We start from the raw sequence: 20990 nt of genomic DNA on the forward strand, positions 1-20990 counted from the left end.
AAACAGCTGCCTGGTCGCGTGATGTCAACACCATCCAGCGCGGGGTTGACTGGCAGATGAAGGTCGACGACGCACGCTGTAAGCTCGCGTCTGTCTACCCTAAAATTAAGTCTTGACGCTGCACTAGATTGTGCGCCGCAAGCCCAGATCTTTGGCTAAAAAAGTTTATCTCAGCAGACCTGTGCGGTGCATTGCTGGCGCGAATGCACCCTACATCCTCAAACAAAACCCCTAATGAAAATAAGACGCGCCGTTGACATCAAACGTCGCCCCCGTCGCGTGGGGCGCTAGCCCCGCCACCAAAAAGGCCACCAAATTAGCGATATCCTGCGGTTCCGCCGGGGCCCCCATAGGAATGTCGCGAGTAACATACTCCGCCCCTCGCTCCGCCATCACCTGCTCAATGCGATCGGTGCGAACAAACCCAGGCGCGATCGCATAGGCCCGCACCCCATCCTGGGCAAACCCCTTAGCGATCGAGCGGGTCAGCCCAATCACTCCGCCCTTCGAGGCCGCATAGGCCATAAACTCCGGCCCATCACCCCGAAACGCCGCCCGGCTGGCTAAATTGACCAGCGTGCCACCGCCCTGGCTTTGAAAATGGCAAATTGCTTCACGGCATAGATCGGCCATAGCAACCAGGTTGACCTGGAGCGTGTCCTGCCAGGCCGCCGACCAGCTATCCCAGGGGTCTGTAATAGCAGCGGCGGGCATAGTGGCCGCGTTATTCACTACGGCGTTAATCGCTCCGCCCTGGGCCAGGGCCTTTTGCCACAGGGCGGAGGCGGCTCCAGGCACCGCCAGATCGGCCTGCACCAGATAAACACGCTCATGCCCCAGGTCAGCTGCGATCTGGTTGGCCCCGGCCTCTCCCTGGCTGTAGTGAAGCAAAATTGACGCCCCCGCCTGGTGCAGGGTACGGGCGATCGCCTCCCCAATACCGCGGGAACCGCCCGTTACCAATACCGTGCTGTTCTGCAAATCAATTAGTGTCATCAGCCATTGCCACCAGTGGTAAGGCACCCAAACCTTTCAACGGTAGCCCTTGCCCCTGCATAAGGGGGTTAAAAGGCACCCATAGCCAATGTACAGCCACGGCCACTCTTCCAAAAATGTAAATGGTTTTGCAATATTTCTTTACAATGTGTTACAATCAGGACACAAAGCAAAAGAAACGGAGAGCAATCTATGACGACTAGCGGTTACACCACAGAAGAGGGCGGTCGCCTCAACAACTTTGCCGTCGAGCCCAAGGTGTATATCGATGACAGCCAGCAGTTCGGCTTTAACCGGTACGCCGAGAAGCTGAACGGTCGGCTGGCCATGATTGGTTTCGCCTCTGCAATTCTGTTTGAGGCTTTGACCGGCCACGGTATTGTTACCTGGCTCACCAATCTGTAGGCCTAGCTCAGGCTAGGGGTATCTGGCACCATGCCATTGAGCGATTTAATTGTGAGCATCGGAAAAAGTCATCGTTTTAATCCACACATTCCAAAGACATATGTTACGTTAAGTAACAGGATATTGATTTTCGCCCCTCTAATCACCTAGGAGATATCCATCATGGAAACCAAAGAGACCAAGTTCGGTTTTGTTGACTTTGCAGAAACCTGGAACGGCCGTCTGGCTATGCTGGGCTTCGTGATTGGTGTAGCTACCGAGTTTTTGACTGGGCAAGGCATTTTGTCCCAAATCGGTATTATGTAGTTTGCCTACAGCCTGATAACTCAATATGACAATTGAATAAAACAACTGAATAGGAAAGGGGAGCGATTGTTCGCTCCCCTTTTTCGTTGTGGTGTTTTGGCGGAGCTGGATAATGTTAATGAAGCGGATCCACCTCTGACATTACACAGGCCTGTGTAGGAGATGCCAAGGGAGTTCTAGGGACATCTAGGTAGGGCCTAGTCAGCGCTGAAAGCGACGTTGCCAGTGAGTCGGCTGAGCACTGTCTCAAGAAATGATTGAGTTTGGCGCTCTGATTTAGGGGCAAACTGCCTAAAATGGTAGTAGTTCACAATTGCGTTTGGCGAATATAACCCTATGGAAACCCTTGCCCTTACTGCCCCCAATGTGGAGCAAGTGCTCGACGAGCTGCGCCCCTACTTGCTGGCCGACGGCGGCAACGTAGAGCTGGTAGAAATTGATGGCCCTGTCGTTAAGCTACGGCTACAGGGGGCCTGTGGCTCCTGCCCTAGCTCTGCCATGACGCTGCGCATGGGCATCGAGCGCCGCCTGCGCGAGTTTATTCCTGAAATTGCCGAGATTGAGCAGGTATTTTAGGAATGCTGATATTCTGATCTATTGGCAAGGGGTTTTCCTAACGCCAGAGAATCAGATCTTAGAGGGCTGCTGTGCTAGACCTAAAGCAAATACGAGAAAACCCAGAGCAGGTGCAGACTGCTCTGGGTAAACGGGGCAAGTACGATTTGACCCCGCTGCTAGAGCTAGACCAGCAGCAACGCCAGCTAGAAACGGCGCGATCGCAGCTGCAGGCCCGCAGTAACGAAATTGGTAAGCAGGTCGGCCAGACGATTAAAGCTGGTGCCGCCCCCGATGGGCCAGAGGTCGCTGCCCTCAAAGCCGAGGGCAATCAGGTCAAGGCCGAGCTGCAAACCTTAGAGCCCCAAGAGCGGGAGATCAAGGGTCAGATCGAAGCGATTTTGCTGAGCCTGCCCAACCTGCCCAGCGACTCCACCCCTGTTGGCAAAGACGAAACCGAGAATGTTGAGGTGCGCCGCTGGGGCGATGAGTATTTGCCCCAGCAGCCCGCTAAGCCCCACTGGGAAATTGGCGAAACTCTGGGTATTCTCGACTTCAAGCGCGCCGCCGAAAAAATTGCCCAGAGTCGCTTTGTGGCCTTGATGGGAGTCGGGGCCGCCCTAGAGCGGGCGCTGATTTCCTTCATGCTCGATCGCCACATCAAAGCAGGCTATTACGAAGTTATTCCTCCCTACCTGGTCAACTCGGCGGCCCTCACCGCCTCGGGGCAACTGCCCAAGTTTGCCGAAGAGAGCTTTCAGTGTCGCAACGACGACCTGTGGCTTACCCCCACCGCCGAGGTGCCCCTCACTAACCTGCACCGCGACGAAATTTTGAGTGCCGACCAGCTGCCCATTCAGTACTGCGCCTACACGCCCTGCTTTCGGCGCGAGGCGGGCAGCTACGGCAAAGACACGCGGGGCCTAATTCGCCTCCACCAGTTCAATAAGGTGGAAATGTACAAATTTGTCCACCCCGACACTTCCTTTGATGCGCTAGAAGCGCTGGTGAAGGATGCCGAAGATATTCTGCAACAGCTTAAGCTGCCCTACCGGGTGCTGGCCCTCTGCACAGGCGACCTTGGGTTCTCAAGCTGCAAAACCTACGATTTAGAAGTGTGGATGCCCTCTTCTGACAGCTACCGCGAGATTTCTAGCTGCTCGAACTGCCTAGATTTTCAGGCTCGCCGCGCCAATGTGCGCTTTAAGTCAGCGGGGCAGAAAGGCACTCAATACGTGCACACCCTGAATGGGTCGGGGCTGGCCATTGGTCGCACTATGGCCGCCATCTTAGAAAACTACCAAGAGGCTAACGGCTCAATACGGGTGCCGGAGGTATTGCAACCTTACCTGGGGCGCGAGTACCTTTAGGGTCTGCCATCGATGAGTTGCCAATGGCGCAATCATCAGCGGTTACAGCCTTTAGCCTTTTTGGAGGGGTTGGGCGTGACAACGCTGATAGGGCAGGAATAGCAGCGAGCATTGACGACACGCCCTAAGCCTTAAAGCGGAAAGCGATAGACGATCGCACCACTATCCTTCACATCAAAGGAGGCGTTGAGCAGCTGAGCTTTTTGGTCTAGAAACGCTTTGGCCTGCTCGATCGGCACCTGTGCTGCCGCCGCAAACTGAATAATGGTGAGGTCCCCCGCCTGGTTTTGCAGCAGCTGTAGAAACATCTGCTCCTGCTGTAGTGACAGGGACTGGGATGTTTGCAGGCTGCCGTGGCGCAGGTTCCACGCTAGCCAGCCGCCCAGAGCCGTAGGCGCTAGGCCAAAGATAACTAGCGCAACCCCAGCTTCAGCGGCGTCTTCAAGCTCAAAATCTTCGCCAGACCCAACTGCGTAGACAGCCGCCAGCAGCGAAATGGACAGCCCAAACAGTAAACAAGCCCTTGCCAGTGTCTTCTGTATTGTTCGCATATCTACATTCTCTCCCACCCAAATCGATCTCGGCTTTTGACAGACTTTGACAGCAATGTTAGCCATCTTCTCCCTGTTTTGCCTAGGAGGAGCCGCTTTTACCGCCGCTATAGCCTCTCTCTGTAATAAGAGGCAACCTAGTCGCCCTCGGCCCGCTATGACCTACCCAACGGGACACTCCATGCCTTATTTTTTACCGAATAGCTGACCCAGCACCGCCAGCCGAGAGCAGTGCCAGTAGTCAATATGGGAAATTACCTTGCCGTCTTCGCCGAGGGCTAGCTCACTGTGCCCAGGAATGCTCATGCGCGGCTGCCAGGGTACAGGGGCCACCCAGCTGAGAGTCCAGTGGGTGTTAATTTGAGTAGGAGTGGCGTACTCTATACGGTGCAGATCGAGGTTGACCTGCTTAAACAAGCGATCGATGAGCCCGATCATGCTCCGGTAGCGATTGACGCCGCGAAACTCGTTGAGCGGGTCTTTAAAGTACACGTTTTCGGCGTACAGGTGGTAGCTCTGGTCTTTGGGGAAGTGCTGATAGTCGAGACGAATTTGATCGAGGATGTCCATACAGGTGGCCTCCCTAGGCAAGTACCGTCGTCTTTATTATCGACATTGTTGACGACAGCACCTGGAGCCTGAGGGTGATTTCGCTTAAACCGCTCTAAAGACCAGTTTCTACAAAATCTCGCTATAGAATCTGGGAAAGGAATTTCTGGGTGCGGTCTTCGCGGGGGTTGCTGAAAAACTCCTGGGGCGTGTTTTCTTCGACCAGGTAGCCGCCGTCCATCAGCACGACGCGATCGGCCACCTCGCGGGCAAAGCCGACTTCGTGGGTGACGCAGACCATAGTCATGCCGGAATCAGCCAGCGATCGCATCACATCCAGCACTTCCCGCACCATCTCGGGGTCAAGGGCAGAGGTGGGTTCGTCAAACAGCATAACTTTGGGCTGCATGGCCAGGGAGCGCGCGATCGCCACCCGCTGCTGCTGCCCCCCGGAAAGCTGTCCCGGAAACTTGTGGGCCTGCTCTAAAATACCGACTCGCTCTAGCAGCTGCATCGCCACTTCCTGAGCTTTGGCCTTGGGCCAGCGGCGCACCCAAATGGGGGCCAGGGTAACGTTTTGCAGCACCGTCAGGTGAGGAAACAGGTTGAACTGCTGAAACACCATCCCCACTTCGCGGCGAATGGCCTCAATATTTTTGAGGTCGTGGGAAATGGTAATACCGTCAACCTCAATGCTGCCCTTCTGGTAGGGTTCCAGGGCGTTAAAGGTGCGAATAAAGGTTGATTTTCCCGAACCAGACGGCCCCATAACGACCAGCACTTCGCCTTTGTAGACCGTCATGCTGACGCCCTTAAGCACGTGGAAGCCGTTGTCGTACCACTTCTCGACATCGCGGGCGACAATAACGGGCTCCGTGCTTGTGTGTTGGGCCGATGGTTGCTCCGTCTGAAACTGTGTCATGAACATTTTCCTCGTAAGTTCAGCCCCTGAATGGGGTTATTAACGACGCATCAACAACGAACTCAAGGGCACTAAACCAAATTCAAGTCCAGAAGTGGAATTCTACCTATGGGAAGATTACAGATTCCGAGCTGGACTTGGTATAAATACCTTTACCCATGGCAGATATTGCCATTTTGCCTTAACCCTAGGAGGTTTCTAGATTCCAAACTGTTAACTGTTACACGGAGAGACATTTGAGTCGGGTTGGCACACAGCCTAGATCAGTATGGCCCCGGCTATTGTGCGGACCGTAAATGATTAGCCCGTACAACAGCCTGCGATCAGTGGCCCGTATTGAGCTTTTCTTCGATTTTGCGGCTGCCCAACGACATGGCGTAGCAAAAGAGCCAGTAAATCACGGCGAGAAACAGGTAGACCTCAGCATAGCGGCCAAGATAGGTAGGGTTGGCCAAGATCGACTTACCGATGCCCAGTAGCTCTGCCAGACCCACAATTGACAGCAGCGTGGTGTCTTGAAACAAACTAATAAACTGACCCACGATCGCCGGAATAGCAATTTTGAGAGCCTGCGGCAGCACAATTAAGCCCAGAGTTGTAGGCGTGTTGAGGCCCAGCGACATCGCCGCTTCGTTTTGGCCGCGAGGCACCGCCTGCAGGCCAGCCCGCACGTTTTCGGCCAGGTAGGCGGCGCTAAACAGCGCTAAAGCAATAATGGCTCGCAGAATGCGATCGGGCCGCGACCCAATCGGCAAAAACAGCGGAATCATCACCTGCCCCATGAACAGCAGGGCCACCAGGGGCACCCCCCGCACCAGCTCAATGTAGGCCGTCGAGAGCCAGCGCACCACCGGCAGGGCACTGCGCCGCCCCAGGGCCAGCAGCAGCCCCAGCGGAAAGCATAGGGCAATGCCGCTCACGGCGGTAAACAGCGTCAGCACCAGCCCGCCCCAGTCGTTGGTGGATACGGGGGTAAGCCCCAGACCGCCGCCAATCAGCCAGAGGGCCACAAAGTACGACAAAAACCAGGCCAGCGACACCCATTTGCCAATGCCGGGAAATTTGCGCCCCGCCTGACGACCGGCGGCGGCGGCGATCGCCACCAGAGCGACCATCGGCAGCAGCTTGAGGGAGCTGGGCCGGGTGGGCGGAAACAGCACAATAAAGGCACACACTACCCCCAGGCCAATCAGCACACTGCGGCTAAACAGGGTCGAGACATTGCGGCCCAGCACCCCCCAAGATATCCCCGCCAGACCGCAAACAATCGCCAGCAAGGCCCAGATGCGCGGATAGAGACCGGAGGGAAAGGTGCCCGTCATAAACAGGCCAAAGTTATTGGGAATCACCTGCCACTGAGCGGTGGTTAAGGCCCAGGAGGTCAGCCGAATGGCTCCCCAGGCAAAAATGCCGACAATCACCACGGTCAGCAGGCTGTTGAACCAGTCGCTAAACAGGTTTTTTTTGGCCCAGGCCACCGGCCCAAGGCCAACGACTTCAGGGGGCGCTGAGGAAAACGAATCGGGAGTTACGGTGGTCATGGGTTAGCGCTCCTTGAACTGTACGGCCCGGTTGAACTGGTTCATCACCAGGGTGATGAGTAGGCAAAGAATGAGATAGGTGGCCATCAGCACCACAAATACTTCCACCGGCCGCCCGGTTTGGTTGTAGGTGGTGGTTGCCACTGAGTACATCTCAGGGAAGGCGATCGCAAAGGCCAGACTGGTGTTCTTAGTCAGGTTCATGTACTCGCTGTTCATGGGCGGAATAATCACCCGCAGCGCCTGGGGAAACACCACCAGCCGCATCACGATGCCTGCATGCAGCCCTAGAGAACGGGCCGCTTCCCACTGGCCCTTCGACACCGACTGAATGCCCGCCCGCACAATTTCGGCCACAAAGGCCGAGGTATAAAACACCAGCGCCGTGAGCGCGGCCACATACTCCCGCGACAGCCGCAGACCGCCGGTAACACCGCCGCCCTCAACGCCCTCAGGCACAGTCCAGTTCATGCCAAAGACGATGATGGCGAGCCAGACCAGACCCAGCGCCGCCAGGGCGATCGCCTGCTTCTGCCCACCCACACCAGTTTCAATGCGAATTTTGGTGCGCCACTGCCATAGGTAGAAGGCGGCGATCGCGGCCCCAATCGTCGCGGCAATGCCCAGTACCGCCAGCACCGCACTGCTGGCCCAGGGAATATACACCCCCCGGTTGTTGAGAAAAGCCAGCCCCAGCACATCAAGCTGGTTAGCCGGGTTGGGCAGAGCGCCGAAAATAGCGAAGTACCAGAAGAACAGCTGTAGCAGCAGCGGAATATTGCGAACCAGGCCCACGTATACCCGACTCAGCTTGTGCACCAGCCAGTTTTTAGAGAAGCTGGCCACGCCTGCCGCCGTTCCCAGCAGCGTGGTGAGGGCAATTCCCGCCGCCACCAGGGTCAGCGTGTTGCCCAACCCGACCATCAGCGCTCGCCAGTAGGGGTCGTTGGGACGATACTGAATCAAGCTTTCGCCAATACTAAAGCCAGCCGGGTTGAGCAAAAAACTAAAGCCAAACGCCCGCCCCAGCTGGATTAAGTTACGGTTCAAGTTGCCCAGGAAAAAGCTCAGCAAGAGAACGACAACGACTAGCGTAATTACCTGAAAGGCAATCTTCCAGAATCGCTCATCCCGCAGCATGGCCTTCACATTGAAGGATTTACTGCCGCTATCGTGAGTCATCTATATCACCTGCGGTTAAGTCGTAGAAAAGTCGTAGAAAGGCTGTATGCAAAATAATCTAAGAGTGATGTCAAGAAAAGTTCAATTTGTTACAAGGATTTATGAAAAAGGCGCAGTCTAGCTGCGCCCTTTAGATTTCAGAGATTGGCGAAACATAAATCAGGGGAACATGTTGCCCCCCATTTTGCTTAGCGGAAGGGGGGGGAGTACATGAGACCGCCCTCGGTCCACAATGCGTTTTGACCTCGCTCCAGCTCAAACTCAGAGTCGGCCCCAACATTGCGCTCGTAGATTTCGCCGTAGTTGCCCACCTGGCTAATCACCTGCACCATGAAGTCGTTGGGTAGCCCCATGTCGGTACCCAAAGTGCCCTCAGCGCCCAAGAAGCGAGCAATATCAGGGTTCTCTGTACCCTCAAAGGTGGCAACATTTTCGGAATTGATACCATACTCTTCAGCTTGAATCAGACCGAAGGTGACCCACTTGACCACGTCAAACCAGCTGGAGTCGTTGTTGACAGTCACCGGGCCGAGGGGCTCTTTAGACATGGTGACATCGAGCAGAACGTGCTCATCCGGGTTGGGCAGAGTGCTGCGACGGGCAACCAGCTGCGATTTGTCGGAGGTCATGCCTTCGCAGCGGCCTTCGTCGTAGGCGGCATAGGCGGCATCGGCATCCTGAAACACCACGGGCTCGAAATCTACACCTAGCTGCCGCATTTGGTCGGTCAGGTTGAGCTCGGTGGTGGTCCCCGTTTCAACACAGATGGCCTGACCGGCAAAGTCTTCGAGGGTTTCGATGCCGCTGTCGGCTCGCACCAGCATGCCCTGACCATCGTAGAAGGTGGTTGGCGCAAACTCCAGACCAACGCTGGTATCGCGGCTAATCGTCCAGGTGGTGTTGCGGGAAAGCATGTCGACCTCACCCCCCGACAGAGCCGTGAAGCGCTCGGTAGAGTCTAGCCGACGGTATTCTACGGCTTCAGCATCGCCCAAAACAGCGGCAGCTACGGCCTTGCATACATCTACGTCGAGACCCGAGTAGGTACCGCTTTCATCGACAAAGCTAAAGCCCGGAATGCCACCGTCAACACCGCAGATTAGCTGGCCCCGATCCTTGACAACGTCTAAACGGCTCCCGGCAGTAGCCGTACCTCCCGCTTCACCATCGGCAGTGGTCGTGGTTTCGCCACCGCAGGCGGCCATCGTTAGCCCCAGGGCAGCTGCGAGTAAACCCCACTTACGCATGAATCAATCCTCACTCACAAAAAACACTGCAAAATCTACACTCTTTAACAACCGAGAGTGTTGCACTTGTTAACACTCCAACGGTTTGAGTTTTCATTTTGCATCAAGGATAACAATATATCGGCAGGAAGATGCAAAGAGGGCGGATCCACTAGCTCCGGCAACAGGAAAGCACCAGTCCCGCTAGCCCGTAACGGATTCAGTTTCTACAGCCGCGACAAAAGTCAGCACCTTGGGCTCTTAAGAATTTGGCCCAGTGCCTGTCGATGTTAAGACTTAAAATTGTGCTACTTCTGCTTGGTCATGGCGTGGCGCGTCGCTGGCGGATGCAGCCTACGCAGATTCTCAAAATCAGGCCTGACAGACCACTAGCGCCCTTGGGCCAGGTCGCGAATGAGGGGAATTTTGGCGCGGATATAACCGTGGAGCTGATCGGTTTCGGTTTGGTCGATAGGCTGCTGTCCGGCGAATTGATCTAACAGCCAGCACACCAGGCTGTTGTCATCTAAGGCAAGGAGATGACTGCTCTGCGACCGTTCTACCAAAGACCACAGGTGTCGTAGGAGCTGAGGGTTCATAGCAGTTGTTAATAATTTCTTTAGATTTATATTAATGCACTCGGCCTGATGTGCAGCAGAGCCAAAGAATTATTAACATCTTCTACAGGGTTGCCCGGCGACCAATCTACCGCGGGAGTGAAATGCCGTTAGAGCTGGTAGGGCCAGATTCGGCATTCCAGGCGATCGCACGGGCTACGGTGCAGATGCCTGCTACCGCAATGCCGTGACGCCGCAGGGTTTGAGCCGCGGCCTGGGCGGTTGCTCCGGTTGTAAATATATCGTCTAGTAGCCACACGGTTGTTTGGCGCAGCGCGCTGGCCTGCTGGGGCTCGATGTCAAAGGCCTGGGCCAGGTTTTGCTGACGAGCCGCCCGACTAAGGCTGTGCTGGGCCTGGGTAGCCAGCACCCGCCGCAGCCCGTGACTGTGCAGGGGCAGGCGGTTGAGGCGGCAAAAGGCCTGGGCCAGCAGGTCGGCCTGGTTAAAGCCCCGCTGCTGTAGTTTGCCCGGATGCAGCGGAATGGGCACGACTGCCAGCGGGCGAGCCGATGCCCCGGCTTTAACGCGACGGTCCAAGACCGGCCCTAAGAAGCCATCGCGCCAGGTTTGCCCCAGCTCGGCACCCAGAAACTGGGCGATCTCGCGGTGGCCGCTGTACTTGAGGCTACCAATGAGCTGGCGCAGGCTGCCTTCGTAGCGGCCCCAGCTCACGACTGTTAGGCCGGGAATAGTGCGATCGCAGGGGTTTGAGGTTTGGCACTGCCGCACCTGGCGACAGCAGCTGGGGCAAAGCACCGCCGCGGTCGATCGCTGGCACAGCGGGCAGGGGCTGGCTAAAAAAAGGTTGAGCAGCTGTTGTTTACCCTGGCCAAACCAGCTCTGAGCTGAGGATGAGACGCGCATAGACTTTTCCCTGGCAAAAAAGCAGGGCTGTGGTTGCGCACTGCTGACTCTACTGTGGCGGAGACCAACAGCGGCGACGAGGGTAAAAATAACGAATTTGGGGCAATGGCCCACTCTAGGTCTTTGGACAGGCGGTTAAGGTGATGGCCATCGCGTAGAATTTGTAAGTATAAGATGTTGACTTGAATACAACGCTCGTTTGCGATCGCAGGTTGGCCTGGTATTGTCCAGTGCCTCAGTCTTTTGAGCAGGCCGATCGCCCTGGGGCGGTAACAAGCATTGGTTAACAACTAAATACTTGGCCATCTCCCTCAGGCTGGTTTTTAGTGAGGGCTAGCCTTTTACCTCTGGTATGACCTGGCTTAGACGACTGGATGACCTGGGTTTAGCCGACCTGCGAGCCGTTGGCCACAAAGCCTACTATCTGGGCCTGCTCAAACAGCATGGCCTGCCCGTGGCTCAGGGGGTTGTGCTGACGACTGCGCCCTGGCACCGCAGCCTGGAGCAGATGCCCTGGCGAGAACCGCAGGGCGATCGGCTGATGCCGATTGGCCAGGGCGGGTTTCAGGCGTTGCAACAGTGCAGCCAGCAGTGGCAGCAAGCCATGCGAGCTATTCCAGCGATCGCCCAGGCCGATTGGTCAAATTCCCCTCCGTTCAGCGACACTATCCCTGCCGCCTGGATGCTGCGCGCCTCGCTGTGGGTATCGTCGGGGCCAGAGAACTTATCAGAAACCCGATTAGAAAACAGGGCCGCTCCGCCAGCGCTGCTCAGCCAGGGCCTTTTACCGGCCCAAATTGAGGCTGACTTTGCCGCCTTGCCCCAGGTGCTGCCGCAGTTTTGGAGCCAGGCGCTCACGGCCCGCTGCCTATCGGTTTGGCAACTGCACTGCCAGCGCCTGAGCGATCTCAGCTTTGCCACACTGATCATGCCGGTCTACCCAGCGATCGCATCGGGCACCTTAACCCTTGAGCAGGGGCAGATTACCGTGGCGGCCGTCGCGGGGCTGGGTCTGGCCATGACCCTGGGAGAGGCGATTCCGACCTACTGCCGCACCAGCCGGGGCAAGGTCGCTGCGGCCACCTGGGAACCGGGGTTTCAGGAACGGATTTACCAGCTGATGCCAGCGTCTAAGTATCGGCCCCGCCCAGCGGCTATAGCCCAACCCATTCAGGTGGTAGAGCGCGATCGCCCCGAGCTGCACACGCCCCTGGGTGCTACCCAACTGGCCCGCCTCGCCCACCTGGCCGATTTGGCCCTGACGGCCCTGGACAGCGACGGCGTGCGCCTGGAGTGGCTGCTGCACCCCAGCGCCAACCCCGATCAGCCCACTCTGATCATCACCGAGGCTACGCCCTGGAGTGACCCGGCGGCGGTAGCGCCAGCACCCTCGATCGCCGCTCCTCGCTCCCGTCTGCAGCCGCCCCTGCTGCCCGCAGCCAGTACGGTGGTCCGAGGCATTGGGGCAGCGGTCGGGCGCATTCAGGGCGTGGCGGTCGTAGCCCACCATCCCCAAGACTTACCCCAGCCTTTGCCCGTGGGGTGCATTGTGGTGCTGCCCGACCTCCAGCCCGACGTCTTTTTGCAGCTACAGGCCGTCAAAGGCATTGTGACGGAGCGAGGTGGGGCCACCTGCCACGCGGCAATTTTGGCGCGGGAGGTCGGTATTCCAGCGGTGGTTGGGGCACCCCAGGCCACGCAGCTGCTAGAGAACGGCATGGTGCTCTGGCTCGACGGCGATCGCGGCGTGGTCTACGGCCTGACCGACGAGGCTGGCGACCATCAGCAGTTTCAAACCGCCCTCACCCAGTTTCAAACCACGGCTGACCCAGCAGCCGACCTGTCGCCGCAGCACAAGGTTCGCTATCAGCGACTGCAGACCCAGGTCATGATCAATCTCAGCCAAACCCGGCAGCTGACCACCCTCCCCCTCGACTACGCCAGCGGCATTGGCCTGCTGCGATCGGAGTGGCTGCTGCTCGAAGTGCTCGATGGCCGCCACCCGTGGGACTGGGTCAACCAGGGCCAGGAGGCCGAGCTACAAAGCCGCCTGGTGCAGCAGCTAGAGCCAATTTTGCAGGCGTTGGGGTCGAAGCCCCTGCGCTACCGCAGTCTCGACTTGCGATCGCACGAATGGCAGGCCCTCCAGGGCAGCCCGCCAGTCGAGCCCAACCCCATGCTGGGGCTGCGGGGCACCCTCAGCTACGAGGTAGACGATCGCCTGTTTCAGGTGGAGCTGGGGGCACTGGCGGCCCTACAGCGGGCGGGCTACGCCAATTTGCAGCTCATTTTGCCCTTTGTGCGCACGGTCGAAGAGGCGATCGCCTGCCGCCAGCGCATCGAGCGCGCCGGTCTGCTCGATGCCGACGGGTTTGTGCTATGGATTATGGCCGAGGTGCCGTCGGTGCTGTTTTTGCTGCCCGCCTACGCCCAGGCCGGCATCCAGGGTATTGCCATTGGCTCGAATGACCTGACCCAGCTGCTGCTGGCCGTCGATCGCGACCAGCCCATCATGGCCTCGGCCTACGACGAGCGCCACGCCGTTGTGCGGCTGGCGATGGCCCACCTGGTGCAGGAAGCCCACCGCTGCGGCCTGATGTGCTCTATCTGCGGCCAGGCTCCGGTGCGCCATCCCGAGCTAATTGCCGATTTAGTCGCCTGGGGCATTGGCTCCATTTCGGTCGAAGCCGCCGCTCTACCCTTCACCCTGGAGGCTGTTTGGCAGGCCGAGCAGGGCGGTGAGTAGCCAGTACCCGCCAATCGTCCCACTGAATCGCCCGCTGCCGCAAAATCACCTGGGCAATACACAGCGATCGCCGTAGCATGGTCGATAATAACAACGTTGTACAGACCGTTCAGCCCTATGCCTCTTCCTACAAATCTAGCCACCCTAGACGGTGCGCCTCTGGCCTCCGAGTCACTGGCTAACAAAGTTGTTCTCTTTGTGAATGTGGCCAGCAAGTGTGGCCTCACCCCCCAGTACAACGGCCTGGTAGAGCTGGATAAAGCCTACGGCGATCGCGGCCTGATGATTGTGGGCGTGCCCTGCAATCAGTTTGGCCAGCAAGAACCCGGCAGCCCTGAAGAAATCAAAGACTTTACCAAGAGCAAATACGACGTTGACTTCACTCTGCTCGAAAAGCAGGATGTCAACGGCCCCAACCGCAGCCCGCTCTACCAATTTTTGGTCGGCGAAGGCCCCGACATTAGCTGGAACTTTGGCAAGTTTTTAGTCGGGCGCGACGGCAATGTCGTCGCCCGCTTTGACCCCAAAACCCCGCCCGACGACGCCGATCTCAAGGCGGCCATTGAGAAAGCCCTCGGCTAACGGGCCAGGGTCGTCAGCACATCGTGCAGCAAATCTCGGTGCATGAGGGCGCGATCGACCCGCGATTTAATCTGCTCTGGCGTCAGCGGGTCACCGTTAGCATAGACCTCCAGCCAGGTTTTGGTGATCTGCTCTGGGGTTTCTGGCCAGCGGTGCACCCCCGCCTGGGGGTTAAGGTCAAAACCAGGCAGGTCCAGGTCGGCCATCAGCTGGCTAACCTTAGGGTCATAGCTTAGCCCAAAACAGCGGCAGCCCTCAGCCGCCGCCATAATTAGCGCGTGCAGCCGCATGCCAATCGTCATCTCTACGCCGCGAAACAGCCCCTTGAGCTGGTGCGGATCGTCGAGGGTGTAAACGCGGCTGGGGCCAGACAGCCGAGGCTGAATATACTCGGCAATGGGCAAGTCTTTGACCGGCTGAAACGGCACCAGCAGCAGGCAGGTCTGGGTAGCCGACTGAAATGAGGCTAGCGCCTGGGTAAATTGATCGAGATGACGTTCGCTCAGCCAGGGGTGAGGACGCAGCGCCACGGCTACGCGGGGGGCAGGCAGCTCCCACAGCCCTTCTACCGGCGCTGCCGCCAGTGCCCACACTGGGTCAGGGGCCTGCATACCCGGCACTTGCCACCGCGCCAGCCAGGCCGCCGAACCGTTGTCGCGCACGCTGACGGCGTCGCAGCGACCCAATGCATAGCGCCCCAGTCCCTGGCTCAGAGGATGAGTCAGCGGGCCAATGCCCTGGCCCCAGGCAATGGTTTTTAGCCCCAGCCACTGGGCTAGGGCCATCAGGCCACCGTAGTAAATTGGGTTTTGCAGGCTGGTGGCATCCTGCAGCAGGCTACCGCCCCCCCAAATAAACACATCGGCCCCGCGCAAAGCCCGCAGGACTGGCCCCAGAGCTTTGCGCGGCACTGCCTCAACGCCGTAGCGCTGAGCGGTTTCAGCTGGGTTGCCCGACAGCACTACCGGAGTCACCGTTGAAGGCAGCATTTGCAGCAGGGTGGCCAGCAGCGCCTCGTCGCCGCCGTTGCCCATGCCGTAGTAGCCACACAAAACCGCTCGCATTCTCCACCCGCCCTTGGTCACCCGTTCGTTAAACCGCTATACGCCATACCCCGACCTCTCTACAATAGAGGCTGTTGTTACACCCCGAACCTCATGCACGCCCTCTCGCTACCCACCTGGATGATCCATATCTCAAGCGTGCTGGAGTGGATGGCGGCGATGTGGTTTATCTGGCAGTTTGCGGCGGTCACCCAGCGCCCCGTCTGGCGATGGCTGGCGATCGGCATGTTTCCGGCCCTGGTCAGCGCGATGGCGGCCTGTACCTGGCACCTGTTTGACAACGCCCCCAACCTAGCCTGGCTGGTAACGCTACAGGCCGCCATGACCGTAGTTGGCAATTGTACCCTCTGCCTCGCCGCCTGGTGGATTTGGCGACACGGGCAAGTTTCGGCAGAAAGCCCAGAGTGAAAACCCTATTGCTCTGTCAACGATTAAATTTAGGGTGTGACTGATCGTGGCATGGCCTGTCTGCGGTGCATTGCTGTGCGAATGCACCCTACAAAACTAACTCCTTCGCCAATCCACCCCTCACTCCTATACCATCATCCAACCCACGTTCATCAACCCCACGCCCCACAATGCTCGACAAGAACACCCTCTTTGCCATGTCTCTCTTCCCCTACCTGGGGTTTCTATGGTTTATGGGCCGTACCCAGGAAACCCCCCGGCTGGCGCTGACCGGGTTCTACGCGCTGCTGGTGTTTGTGGCCGTGACCATTCCAGCCGGTATCTATGCCAAGGTCGGGCTGGGCGAAGAGCTGGCGAATGTTGATTGGCTCCACGGCAGCGCCGAGGCCTTTTTAACGCTGTCGAATATTTTGGTGGTGCTGGGGTTTCGGCAGGCGGTATTACAGCAGCGGGCGGGGGGAGAGGAGGGAAGGTGAGGGGGTGAGGTAGGGGGAGTGCAAAGTTCAGAGTACAAAACGCAAAGTGCAGAGTGCAAAATTTTGAATTCAAAATTTTGCACTCTGCATTCGCCTATCCCCGCCATCCCCTCATTTCTCCATTCCCTCATCCCCTCACCTCCCCGGAGGCAAAGGCCATTTGCCAGAAAGCCGCTTCGAGATCAGCGACCCGCAGAAAGGCAGCCTCAGCCTCGGCGTCGACGCTGGGGCTGGCGGTAGCTAGGGCGGCATCGGCCTGGGCGGCGAGCAGGCGAACGTAGTCGGTGAAGCCGGGGTTGCCCCAGCGATCGGCAAACTCGCTATAGGGCGCGGGCATGGGGCCGGGGCGTTGCCAGCCCTGGTTGTAGGCATACTCAATGGCCCACAGGGCAGTGGCCTGCACCGGGTAGGGGGCGATCGCCAGGCTGGCCATAAACTCGCAGTAGCGCTGGCAGGTGGACTGGAGGGGGGTGGAGAGGTTGAGCGATCGCTCGCTCGCCTTGGCCTCAAACCACAGCAGCTCGTCTTTGAGGGCACCCAGCCCCGCCAGCAGCACGTCGATATGGTCGTCGGGGGCGGCAGCCAGCACGCGCCCCACCATACGGGTAAAGGCTTTGACAAACAAAAAGTCTTGCACCAGCCAGGTGTTGAACTGAGCTGGCTGTAGGGTGCCGCTGCGGCAGCCGTTCAGAAAGGGGTGGGTAGTGGCCTTTTCCCAGACGGCGGGGTGGGTTTGGACGAGAGTTTGGCAGGTTAAAGGCATAGTGAGCTTGGCAACAGCAAACGAATGGGGTCGACAGTGGGTAGGGTTTGGGTTGCAGCAACGTTGCGCGCTTTAGCCCATAAACCATGATCCTAAAACAGCGAATTTGTCAACTAGCGGGCTAATTCGGCACGATTTCAGTGACGACGCGACCGCCGTCGACCACCACGGTTTCATCGTCAAGGCGACCCACCGCACGGGAGCCGCTGAGGTTAATGGCGGGGTCGGCCTGGCGGTAGTTGACTTGGCCTTCGGCCACTACCGTTTGGGTTTCAACGTTCCAGTTGAGGCGATCGCTGGTCAGGCGGGTCTGGTTGGTTTCACCAACCGCCACCACATCTTCAGAGAGCACAATCTGCTGCTCAGCTAGGTTCATCTGGCCCCGACGGGCCGTAACCCTAATTTTGTTTTCGGGATGAACCAGGGTCAGGGGCTGGTTGACGGCGACCTGCTCTTCGTCCACCTGCCAGTCGAGGGCTTCGCTGGTCATATTGAGCGGCAGCTCTAACATCTGCATGGCCACCTGGCCCCGCAGAGCAACCAGCTGCTCGGCCAGGTCGAGGGAGCCGCGCTGGCCCACCACTACGTCGGTAATGGCGTTTTGCTTAAACTGCTCGACTCGCAAAGGCTCGTCGCTCTCGATGCGCTCGTCCTTCCAAAACCAGGTTAGTTCTTTGGCCTGAAGCTTGAGCCAGGACTCAGTCTCGGGGTCAGCCACCACGGTGCTAGCAACCACATTGCCCTCTAGCTCCATGCGGTTTTCGCGGTTAAACACCCGCGCTTCGTCGGCGGCAGCACGCAGCTGGGGATGGGTGCCGGTAATTTGATCGCGCACAATCAGCACGTCGTCCTGGGGTCGCCACTCCATTTCATTACCCCGCAAAACGGAGCCATTTTGAACGCCTGTCGCGACAATATTGCCCCGCAGCAAAATAACGCTGCCGTTTTCCCGCACTTCGCCCGAGTCGGCGACGACTTTGTAAATCACCTCGCCATCTTGAAAAAGATCGCCGTCGGGGCGAGTGATGAAGGCTACTTGTTGGTCAGCACTGTAGGTGACTTCGTCGCCCTTGACCCGCCACAGCAGCAGCCCGTCGTCGCCGGGCTGCTCCAGGGTGACATCGCGCAGGGTGAGACCCGGTTCTGGGTCGGCTGTGGCGTCATCGGCACCTCGATTAGAACCTGACTGGGGACCAACCAGACTGTATAGCCCGATCGTGACAGCCGCGATCGCAGCTCCCCCAATCATTAACCGCCGCCATTGTGCTGCCATGGGTTGCCCTAAAGGTTATTCGCCAATCACCACGCCGTCTTCCGGCGGCTCTTCGGTAGCGGCCAGGTTAGAGAGCGGTCGGTAGGTGTAGTTGTGGCTGGCGGCACTGCGGGGCAGCTTTCGAATGTCGTCTTTGACCCCTTCGAGGTCGATGTAGCGATCGGCCACGTTGATCAGGCTGTCACTGGTCATCGATCGCAGGCTCACCACCTCAACCCGCGCCCCCCGGTAGCTGGCGGCATCGGCGGCATAGGCCAAATCGCCATCGCCGCTGACCAGTACGGCGGTGTCGTAGTAATCGACCAAAGCGACCAGGTCTACGGCAATCTCGACATCAAGATTGGCCTTCTTAGAGCCGTCGGGCAGCTGCACCAGGTCTTTGGCAATCACCCGATAGCCGTTGCGCCGCATCCACAGCAAAAAGCCCTGCTGCTTTTCATTGGTGCGATCGACCCCAGTGTAAAAGAATGAGCGAAACAGCCGCGACCCAGCCGTCAGTTTGCACAGCAGCTTGGTGTAGTCGATTTCGATGCCCAGCTGCAGGGCCGCGTAAAACAGATTGGACCCGTCGATAAAAATGGCCACTCGCCCCCGGTTATCGAGCACCTGCTCGGGGGTGAATATGGCGTCGTCGCTAATTAAAGAATGGCTGTGATGAGTATCTAACATGGGTTTTTGAGGGTTTATTAAATTGAGTTTGTTGAATTTAAAGCGAGCGTAAACAGCGCTGGATGGTTTTTTATCAGGGGCTAGCTGCCGTTTCGGGCAGCTCTAGTCGTTGAAAGACGGGAGCGGCTTCTCCCAGGGGTTGAGCGGGGGGCAGGTAGCCCCAGGCGGCGTGGTCAGCGTAGCCGATCGCTTGACCGAGAGCTTTGTCATTAAAATCGACGGCAAAGCCCAGCTGGGTATAAATCTGGTTGCTAATGTCAGGGATAATCGGCGACAGCAGGTAGGCGGCCTGACGCACCGACTCCAACACGGCGTACAAGACGGCTTCAGTCTCGGCCTGTTTGCCCTGCTTATAGAGGCTCCAGGGCGCTTGCTCATCCAAGAACTTGTTGCTGGCCTGCACCAGGGCCAGGGTGGCCGTGCAGGCCTGGCTAAAGGCTAGCTGAGTATAGGCTTTAGCTACCGTGTCGGTGAGATTATAGCCGATCGCCCGCAGGGGGTGGTCAGCCGCGATCGCCTGAGGGTTGATATCGGGCACCTTGCCGTCACAGTAGCGAGCCGCCATTTTGAGAGTGCGGTTCAGCAGGTTGCCCAAATCGTTAGCCAAGTCGGCGTTGAGCACGTTGATAAAGCGGGTTTCGTTGAAGTCGCCGTCTTTGCCAAACTCGATTTCGCGCAAGAAATAGTAGCGCACGGCATCGGGGCCGTAGGTTTCGACCAGTTCCACCGGGTCCAGGGTATTGCCCTGGCTCTTGCCCATTTTTTGGCCGTCCTTGGTCAAAAAGCCGTGTCCATACACCCGCTCTGGCAGCGGCAGCCCTGCCGACATCAGCATGGCAGGCCAGTACACCGCGTGAAAGCGCAGAATATCTTTGCCAATTAGGTGGGTATTGATGGGCCACCAGTGGGCGATCGCCTTTTCAAGGCTGGGCGGCTCGCCAGGGTCTTGCAGCGCGGTGATATAGCCCAAAAGCGCGTCAAACCAGACATAGAGCGTGTGGCCGGGGTCGGTGGGTACAGCAAAACCCCAGTCGAGATTGATGCGCGAAATGGAGAAATCCTGCAGCCCTCGCTTCACAAAGCTCAGCACTTCGTTACGGCGCGACTCGGGCTGAATAAAGTCGGGGCGATCGGCATAGAGCTGCTCCAGCTGAGTCTGGTAGTTCGACAGTTTGAAAAAGTAGTTCGACTCGTCACGCCACTCAACGGGTTTATTGGTGTGGATGGGGCAGTGCTGGTTAGGCAGCAGATCGCGCTCTTCTTTAAATTCTTCGCAGGAGACGCAGTACCAGCCCTGCTGCTGGCCCTTGTAGATATCGCCCCGGTCCCACACGCGCTGAAAGAACTCGTCGACAATAACCTTGTGACGAGGGGCAGTGGTGCGAATGAAGCGATCGCAGTCAATATTGAGCAACGTCCACAGCCGCTCAAACCCGGCCACAAACTCGTCGCAGTGCTCCTGCGGTGAAACGCCCCGTTCTTCGGCGGTGCGCTGAATCTTTTGACCGTGCTCATCGGTGCCGGTAATCATCAGCACCGGGTGCCCCATCAGGCGGTAAAACCGGGCTACGACGTCAGCAGCGATAGTCGTGTAGGCGCTGCCGATGTGGGGTAAGCCGTTGACGTAATAGAGCGGGGTCGTAATGGCAAAGGGCGGTTTATCGGCAGGGGTAAAAGTCATATAACCAACGGGAACACTCGCCTGCTAAGAGGCTGAATTAACAATGGCAATCAATGGCGCAACGGCCACCAGCATTAAGCTCTAGGGCAAAACCTGACAGATAACCAGGATAGCAGCGCCAGCCCAAAGCTGACCTTGGACACCTGTACAAACCCGATGCCAGCTTGCACACTAACCTGCTGTGTTAAGGTTCCCTGAATAAACCCCAGAAGATTTAAGCATCTGACAGAGTAAAACAATTGT

The 20990-nt window shown here is 57.9% G+C and carries 22 protein-coding genes; 8 read left to right on the plus strand and 14 right to left on the minus strand.

The window, feature by feature from the left end; translation table 11 throughout:
• Positions 1–231: 231 nt before the first annotated feature.
• Positions 232–996 carry an SDR family NAD(P)-dependent oxidoreductase gene (locus ACQ4N7_RS07135; RefSeq protein WP_430710923.1) on the minus strand — a complete coding sequence of 255 codons (765 nt, stop codon included), beginning with the start codon at positions 994–996 and terminating at the stop codon, positions 232–234.
• 192 nt (positions 997–1188) lie between these two features.
• On the opposite strand from ACQ4N7_RS07135, the gene ACQ4N7_RS07140 reads away from it, so the two are divergent.
• The 4 genes from ACQ4N7_RS07140 to serS all read left to right on the plus strand — a co-directional run bounded on the left by ACQ4N7_RS07140 (position 1189) and on the right by serS (position 3632).
• The gene (locus ACQ4N7_RS07140) at positions 1189–1401 is read left to right on the plus strand and encodes a chlorophyll a/b-binding protein (RefSeq protein WP_430710924.1); all 213 of its coding nucleotides are present in this window, start codon (positions 1189–1191) and stop codon (positions 1399–1401) included.
• Positions 1402–1563: 162 nt separating this feature from the next.
• Entirely contained in the window at positions 1564–1707 is a 144-nt protein-coding gene (locus tag ACQ4N7_RS07145; RefSeq protein WP_073606607.1) for a chlorophyll a/b-binding protein, read from the plus strand.
• A 336-nt stretch (positions 1708–2043) separates the two neighbouring features.
• Positions 2044–2283, plus strand: coding sequence for a NifU family protein (locus tag ACQ4N7_RS07150; RefSeq protein WP_430710925.1), 240 nt, complete (start codon positions 2044–2046; stop codon positions 2281–2283).
• A gap of 71 nt (positions 2284–2354) precedes the next feature.
• Entirely contained in the window at positions 2355–3632 is a 1278-nt protein-coding gene (gene serS / locus ACQ4N7_RS07155) for a serine--tRNA ligase (RefSeq protein WP_430710926.1), read from the plus strand.
• 131 nt (positions 3633–3763) lie between these two features.
• On the opposite strand, the gene ACQ4N7_RS07160 is transcribed toward serS, so the two are convergent.
• From ACQ4N7_RS07160 to ACQ4N7_RS07195, 8 genes are all read right to left on the minus strand, one after another.
• The gene (locus ACQ4N7_RS07160; RefSeq protein WP_430710927.1) at positions 3764–4183 is read right to left on the minus strand and encodes a hypothetical protein; all 420 of its coding nucleotides are present in this window, start codon (positions 4181–4183) and stop codon (positions 3764–3766) included.
• Positions 4184–4369: 186 nt separating this feature from the next.
• Complete coding sequence (locus ACQ4N7_RS07165) at positions 4370–4753, minus strand: DUF2358 domain-containing protein (RefSeq protein ID WP_430710928.1); 384 nt, start codon at positions 4751–4753, stop codon at positions 4370–4372.
• A 121-nt stretch (positions 4754–4874) separates the two neighbouring features.
• Complete coding sequence (locus ACQ4N7_RS07170) at positions 4875–5654, minus strand: amino acid ABC transporter ATP-binding protein (RefSeq protein ID WP_430710929.1); 780 nt, start codon at positions 5652–5654, stop codon at positions 4875–4877.
• Positions 5655–5977: 323 nt separating this feature from the next.
• Positions 5978–7195, minus strand: a complete 1218-nt coding sequence (locus tag ACQ4N7_RS07175) for an amino acid ABC transporter permease (protein ID WP_430710930.1) — start codon at positions 7193–7195, stop codon at positions 5978–5980.
• Positions 7196–7198: 3 nt separating this feature from the next.
• A complete protein-coding gene (locus tag ACQ4N7_RS07180; protein ID WP_430710931.1) occupies positions 7199–8377 on the minus strand; it encodes an amino acid ABC transporter permease in 1179 nt (392 codons plus the stop codon).
• A 188-nt stretch (positions 8378–8565) separates the two neighbouring features.
• Positions 8566–9624: an amino acid ABC transporter substrate-binding protein gene (locus ACQ4N7_RS07185; protein ID WP_430710932.1), complete on the minus strand. Its 1059-nt coding sequence runs from the start codon at positions 9622–9624 to the stop codon at positions 8566–8568.
• 368 nt (positions 9625–9992) lie between these two features.
• Positions 9993–10202 carry a hypothetical protein gene (locus ACQ4N7_RS07190; RefSeq protein ID WP_430710933.1) on the minus strand — a complete coding sequence of 70 codons (210 nt, stop codon included), beginning with the start codon at positions 10200–10202 and terminating at the stop codon, positions 9993–9995.
• A gap of 106 nt (positions 10203–10308) precedes the next feature.
• Positions 10309–11085, minus strand: coding sequence for a ComF family protein (locus ACQ4N7_RS07195; RefSeq protein ID WP_430710934.1), 777 nt, complete (start codon positions 11083–11085; stop codon positions 10309–10311).
• A 352-nt stretch (positions 11086–11437) separates the two neighbouring features.
• Between ACQ4N7_RS07195 and ACQ4N7_RS07200 the strand changes: the two genes are divergently transcribed.
• Together ACQ4N7_RS07200 and ACQ4N7_RS07205 are read left to right on the plus strand one after the other, a co-directional pair.
• Entirely contained in the window at positions 11438–13831 is a 2394-nt protein-coding gene (locus tag ACQ4N7_RS07200) for a putative PEP-binding protein (protein ID WP_430710935.1), read from the plus strand.
• 117 nt (positions 13832–13948) lie between these two features.
• Positions 13949–14413 carry a glutathione peroxidase gene (locus tag ACQ4N7_RS07205; protein WP_430710936.1) on the plus strand — a complete coding sequence of 155 codons (465 nt, stop codon included), beginning with the start codon at positions 13949–13951 and terminating at the stop codon, positions 14411–14413.
• Here ACQ4N7_RS07205 and csaB read toward each other — a convergent pair.
• A complete protein-coding gene (gene csaB, locus ACQ4N7_RS07210) occupies positions 14410–15477 on the minus strand; it encodes a polysaccharide pyruvyl transferase CsaB (protein WP_430710937.1) in 1068 nt (355 codons plus the stop codon). The genes ACQ4N7_RS07205 and csaB overlap by 4 nt on opposite strands.
• 93 nt (positions 15478–15570) lie before the next feature.
• Here csaB and ACQ4N7_RS07215 point away from each other — a divergent pair, with 93 nt between their 5' ends.
• Positions 15571–15885, plus strand: a complete 315-nt coding sequence (locus ACQ4N7_RS07215) for a DUF2499 domain-containing protein (protein WP_430710938.1) — start codon at positions 15571–15573, stop codon at positions 15883–15885.
• Between the two features lie 170 nt (positions 15886–16055).
• Positions 16056–16361 carry a DUF3593 domain-containing protein gene (locus ACQ4N7_RS07220; RefSeq protein ID WP_430710939.1) on the plus strand — a complete coding sequence of 102 codons (306 nt, stop codon included), beginning with the start codon at positions 16056–16058 and terminating at the stop codon, positions 16359–16361.
• 127 nt (positions 16362–16488) lie between these two features.
• Here the strand turns inward: ACQ4N7_RS07220 and ACQ4N7_RS07225 are convergent, their stop codons facing one another.
• The 4 genes from ACQ4N7_RS07225 to metG form a co-directional block, all read right to left on the minus strand.
• Complete coding sequence (locus ACQ4N7_RS07225; protein ID WP_430710940.1) at positions 16489–17124, minus strand: TenA family transcriptional regulator; 636 nt, start codon at positions 17122–17124, stop codon at positions 16489–16491.
• A 121-nt stretch (positions 17125–17245) separates the two neighbouring features.
• On the minus strand, positions 17246–18397 hold the full coding sequence (gene lptC / locus ACQ4N7_RS07230) for an LPS export ABC transporter periplasmic protein LptC (RefSeq protein ID WP_430710941.1): 1152 nt from the start codon (positions 18395–18397) through the stop codon (positions 17246–17248).
• Between the two features lie 15 nt (positions 18398–18412).
• Positions 18413–19066, minus strand: a complete 654-nt coding sequence (locus tag ACQ4N7_RS07235; RefSeq protein ID WP_430710942.1) for an NYN domain-containing protein — start codon at positions 19064–19066, stop codon at positions 18413–18415.
• Positions 19067–19139: 73 nt separating this feature from the next.
• Positions 19140–20747, minus strand: a complete 1608-nt coding sequence (gene metG, locus ACQ4N7_RS07240; protein ID WP_430710943.1) for a methionine--tRNA ligase — start codon at positions 20745–20747, stop codon at positions 19140–19142.
• Positions 20748–20990: the final 243 nt, after the last annotated feature.

This window comes from Nodosilinea sp. AN01ver1, from assembly GCF_050565655.1.
Lineage (GTDB): Bacteria > Cyanobacteriota > Cyanobacteriia > Phormidesmidales > Phormidesmidaceae > Nodosilinea.

Bases quoted from the DNA above. Each gene is read 5' to 3' on its own strand.
- ACQ4N7_RS07135 (WP_430710923.1), bottom strand. From the start codon at position 996: ATGACACTAATTGATTTGCAGAACAGCACGGTATTGGTAACGGGCGGT.
- ACQ4N7_RS07140 (WP_430710924.1), top strand. From the start codon at position 1,189: ATGACGACTAGCGGTTACACCACAGAAGAGGGCGGTCGCCTCAACAAC.
- ACQ4N7_RS07145 (WP_073606607.1), top strand. From the start codon at position 1,564: ATGGAAACCAAAGAGACCAAGTTCGGTTTTGTTGACTTTGCAGAAACC.
- ACQ4N7_RS07150 (WP_430710925.1), top strand. From the start codon at position 2,044: ATGGAAACCCTTGCCCTTACTGCCCCCAATGTGGAGCAAGTGCTCGAC.
- ACQ4N7_RS07160 (WP_430710927.1), bottom strand. From the start codon at position 4,183: ATGCGAACAATACAGAAGACACTGGCAAGGGCTTGTTTACTGTTTGGG.
- ACQ4N7_RS07165 (WP_430710928.1), bottom strand. From the start codon at position 4,753: ATGGACATCCTCGATCAAATTCGTCTCGACTATCAGCACTTCCCCAAA.
- ACQ4N7_RS07170 (WP_430710929.1), bottom strand. From the start codon at position 5,654: ATGACACAGTTTCAGACGGAGCAACCATCGGCCCAACACACAAGCACG.
- ACQ4N7_RS07175 (WP_430710930.1), bottom strand. From the start codon at position 7,195: ATGACCACCGTAACTCCCGATTCGTTTTCCTCAGCGCCCCCTGAAGTC.
- ACQ4N7_RS07180 (WP_430710931.1), bottom strand. From the start codon at position 8,377: ATGACTCACGATAGCGGCAGTAAATCCTTCAATGTGAAGGCCATGCTG.
- ACQ4N7_RS07185 (WP_430710932.1), bottom strand. From the start codon at position 9,624: ATGCGTAAGTGGGGTTTACTCGCAGCTGCCCTGGGGCTAACGATGGCC.
- ACQ4N7_RS07190 (WP_430710933.1), bottom strand. From the start codon at position 10,202: ATGAACCCTCAGCTCCTACGACACCTGTGGTCTTTGGTAGAACGGTCG.
- ACQ4N7_RS07195 (WP_430710934.1), bottom strand. From the start codon at position 11,085: ATGCGCGTCTCATCCTCAGCTCAGAGCTGGTTTGGCCAGGGTAAACAA.
- ACQ4N7_RS07200 (WP_430710935.1), top strand. From the start codon at position 11,438: ATGACCTGGCTTAGACGACTGGATGACCTGGGTTTAGCCGACCTGCGA.
- ACQ4N7_RS07205 (WP_430710936.1), top strand. From the start codon at position 13,949: ATGCCTCTTCCTACAAATCTAGCCACCCTAGACGGTGCGCCTCTGGCC.
- csaB (WP_430710937.1), bottom strand. From the start codon at position 15,477: ATGCGAGCGGTTTTGTGTGGCTACTACGGCATGGGCAACGGCGGCGAC.
- ACQ4N7_RS07215 (WP_430710938.1), top strand. From the start codon at position 15,571: ATGCACGCCCTCTCGCTACCCACCTGGATGATCCATATCTCAAGCGTG.
- ACQ4N7_RS07220 (WP_430710939.1), top strand. From the start codon at position 16,056: ATGCTCGACAAGAACACCCTCTTTGCCATGTCTCTCTTCCCCTACCTG.
- ACQ4N7_RS07225 (WP_430710940.1), bottom strand. From the start codon at position 17,124: ATGCCTTTAACCTGCCAAACTCTCGTCCAAACCCACCCCGCCGTCTGG.
- lptC (WP_430710941.1), bottom strand. From the start codon at position 18,397: ATGGCAGCACAATGGCGGCGGTTAATGATTGGGGGAGCTGCGATCGCG.
- ACQ4N7_RS07235 (WP_430710942.1), bottom strand. From the start codon at position 19,066: ATGTTAGATACTCATCACAGCCATTCTTTAATTAGCGACGACGCCATA.
- metG (WP_430710943.1), bottom strand. From the start codon at position 20,747: ATGACTTTTACCCCTGCCGATAAACCGCCCTTTGCCATTACGACCCCG.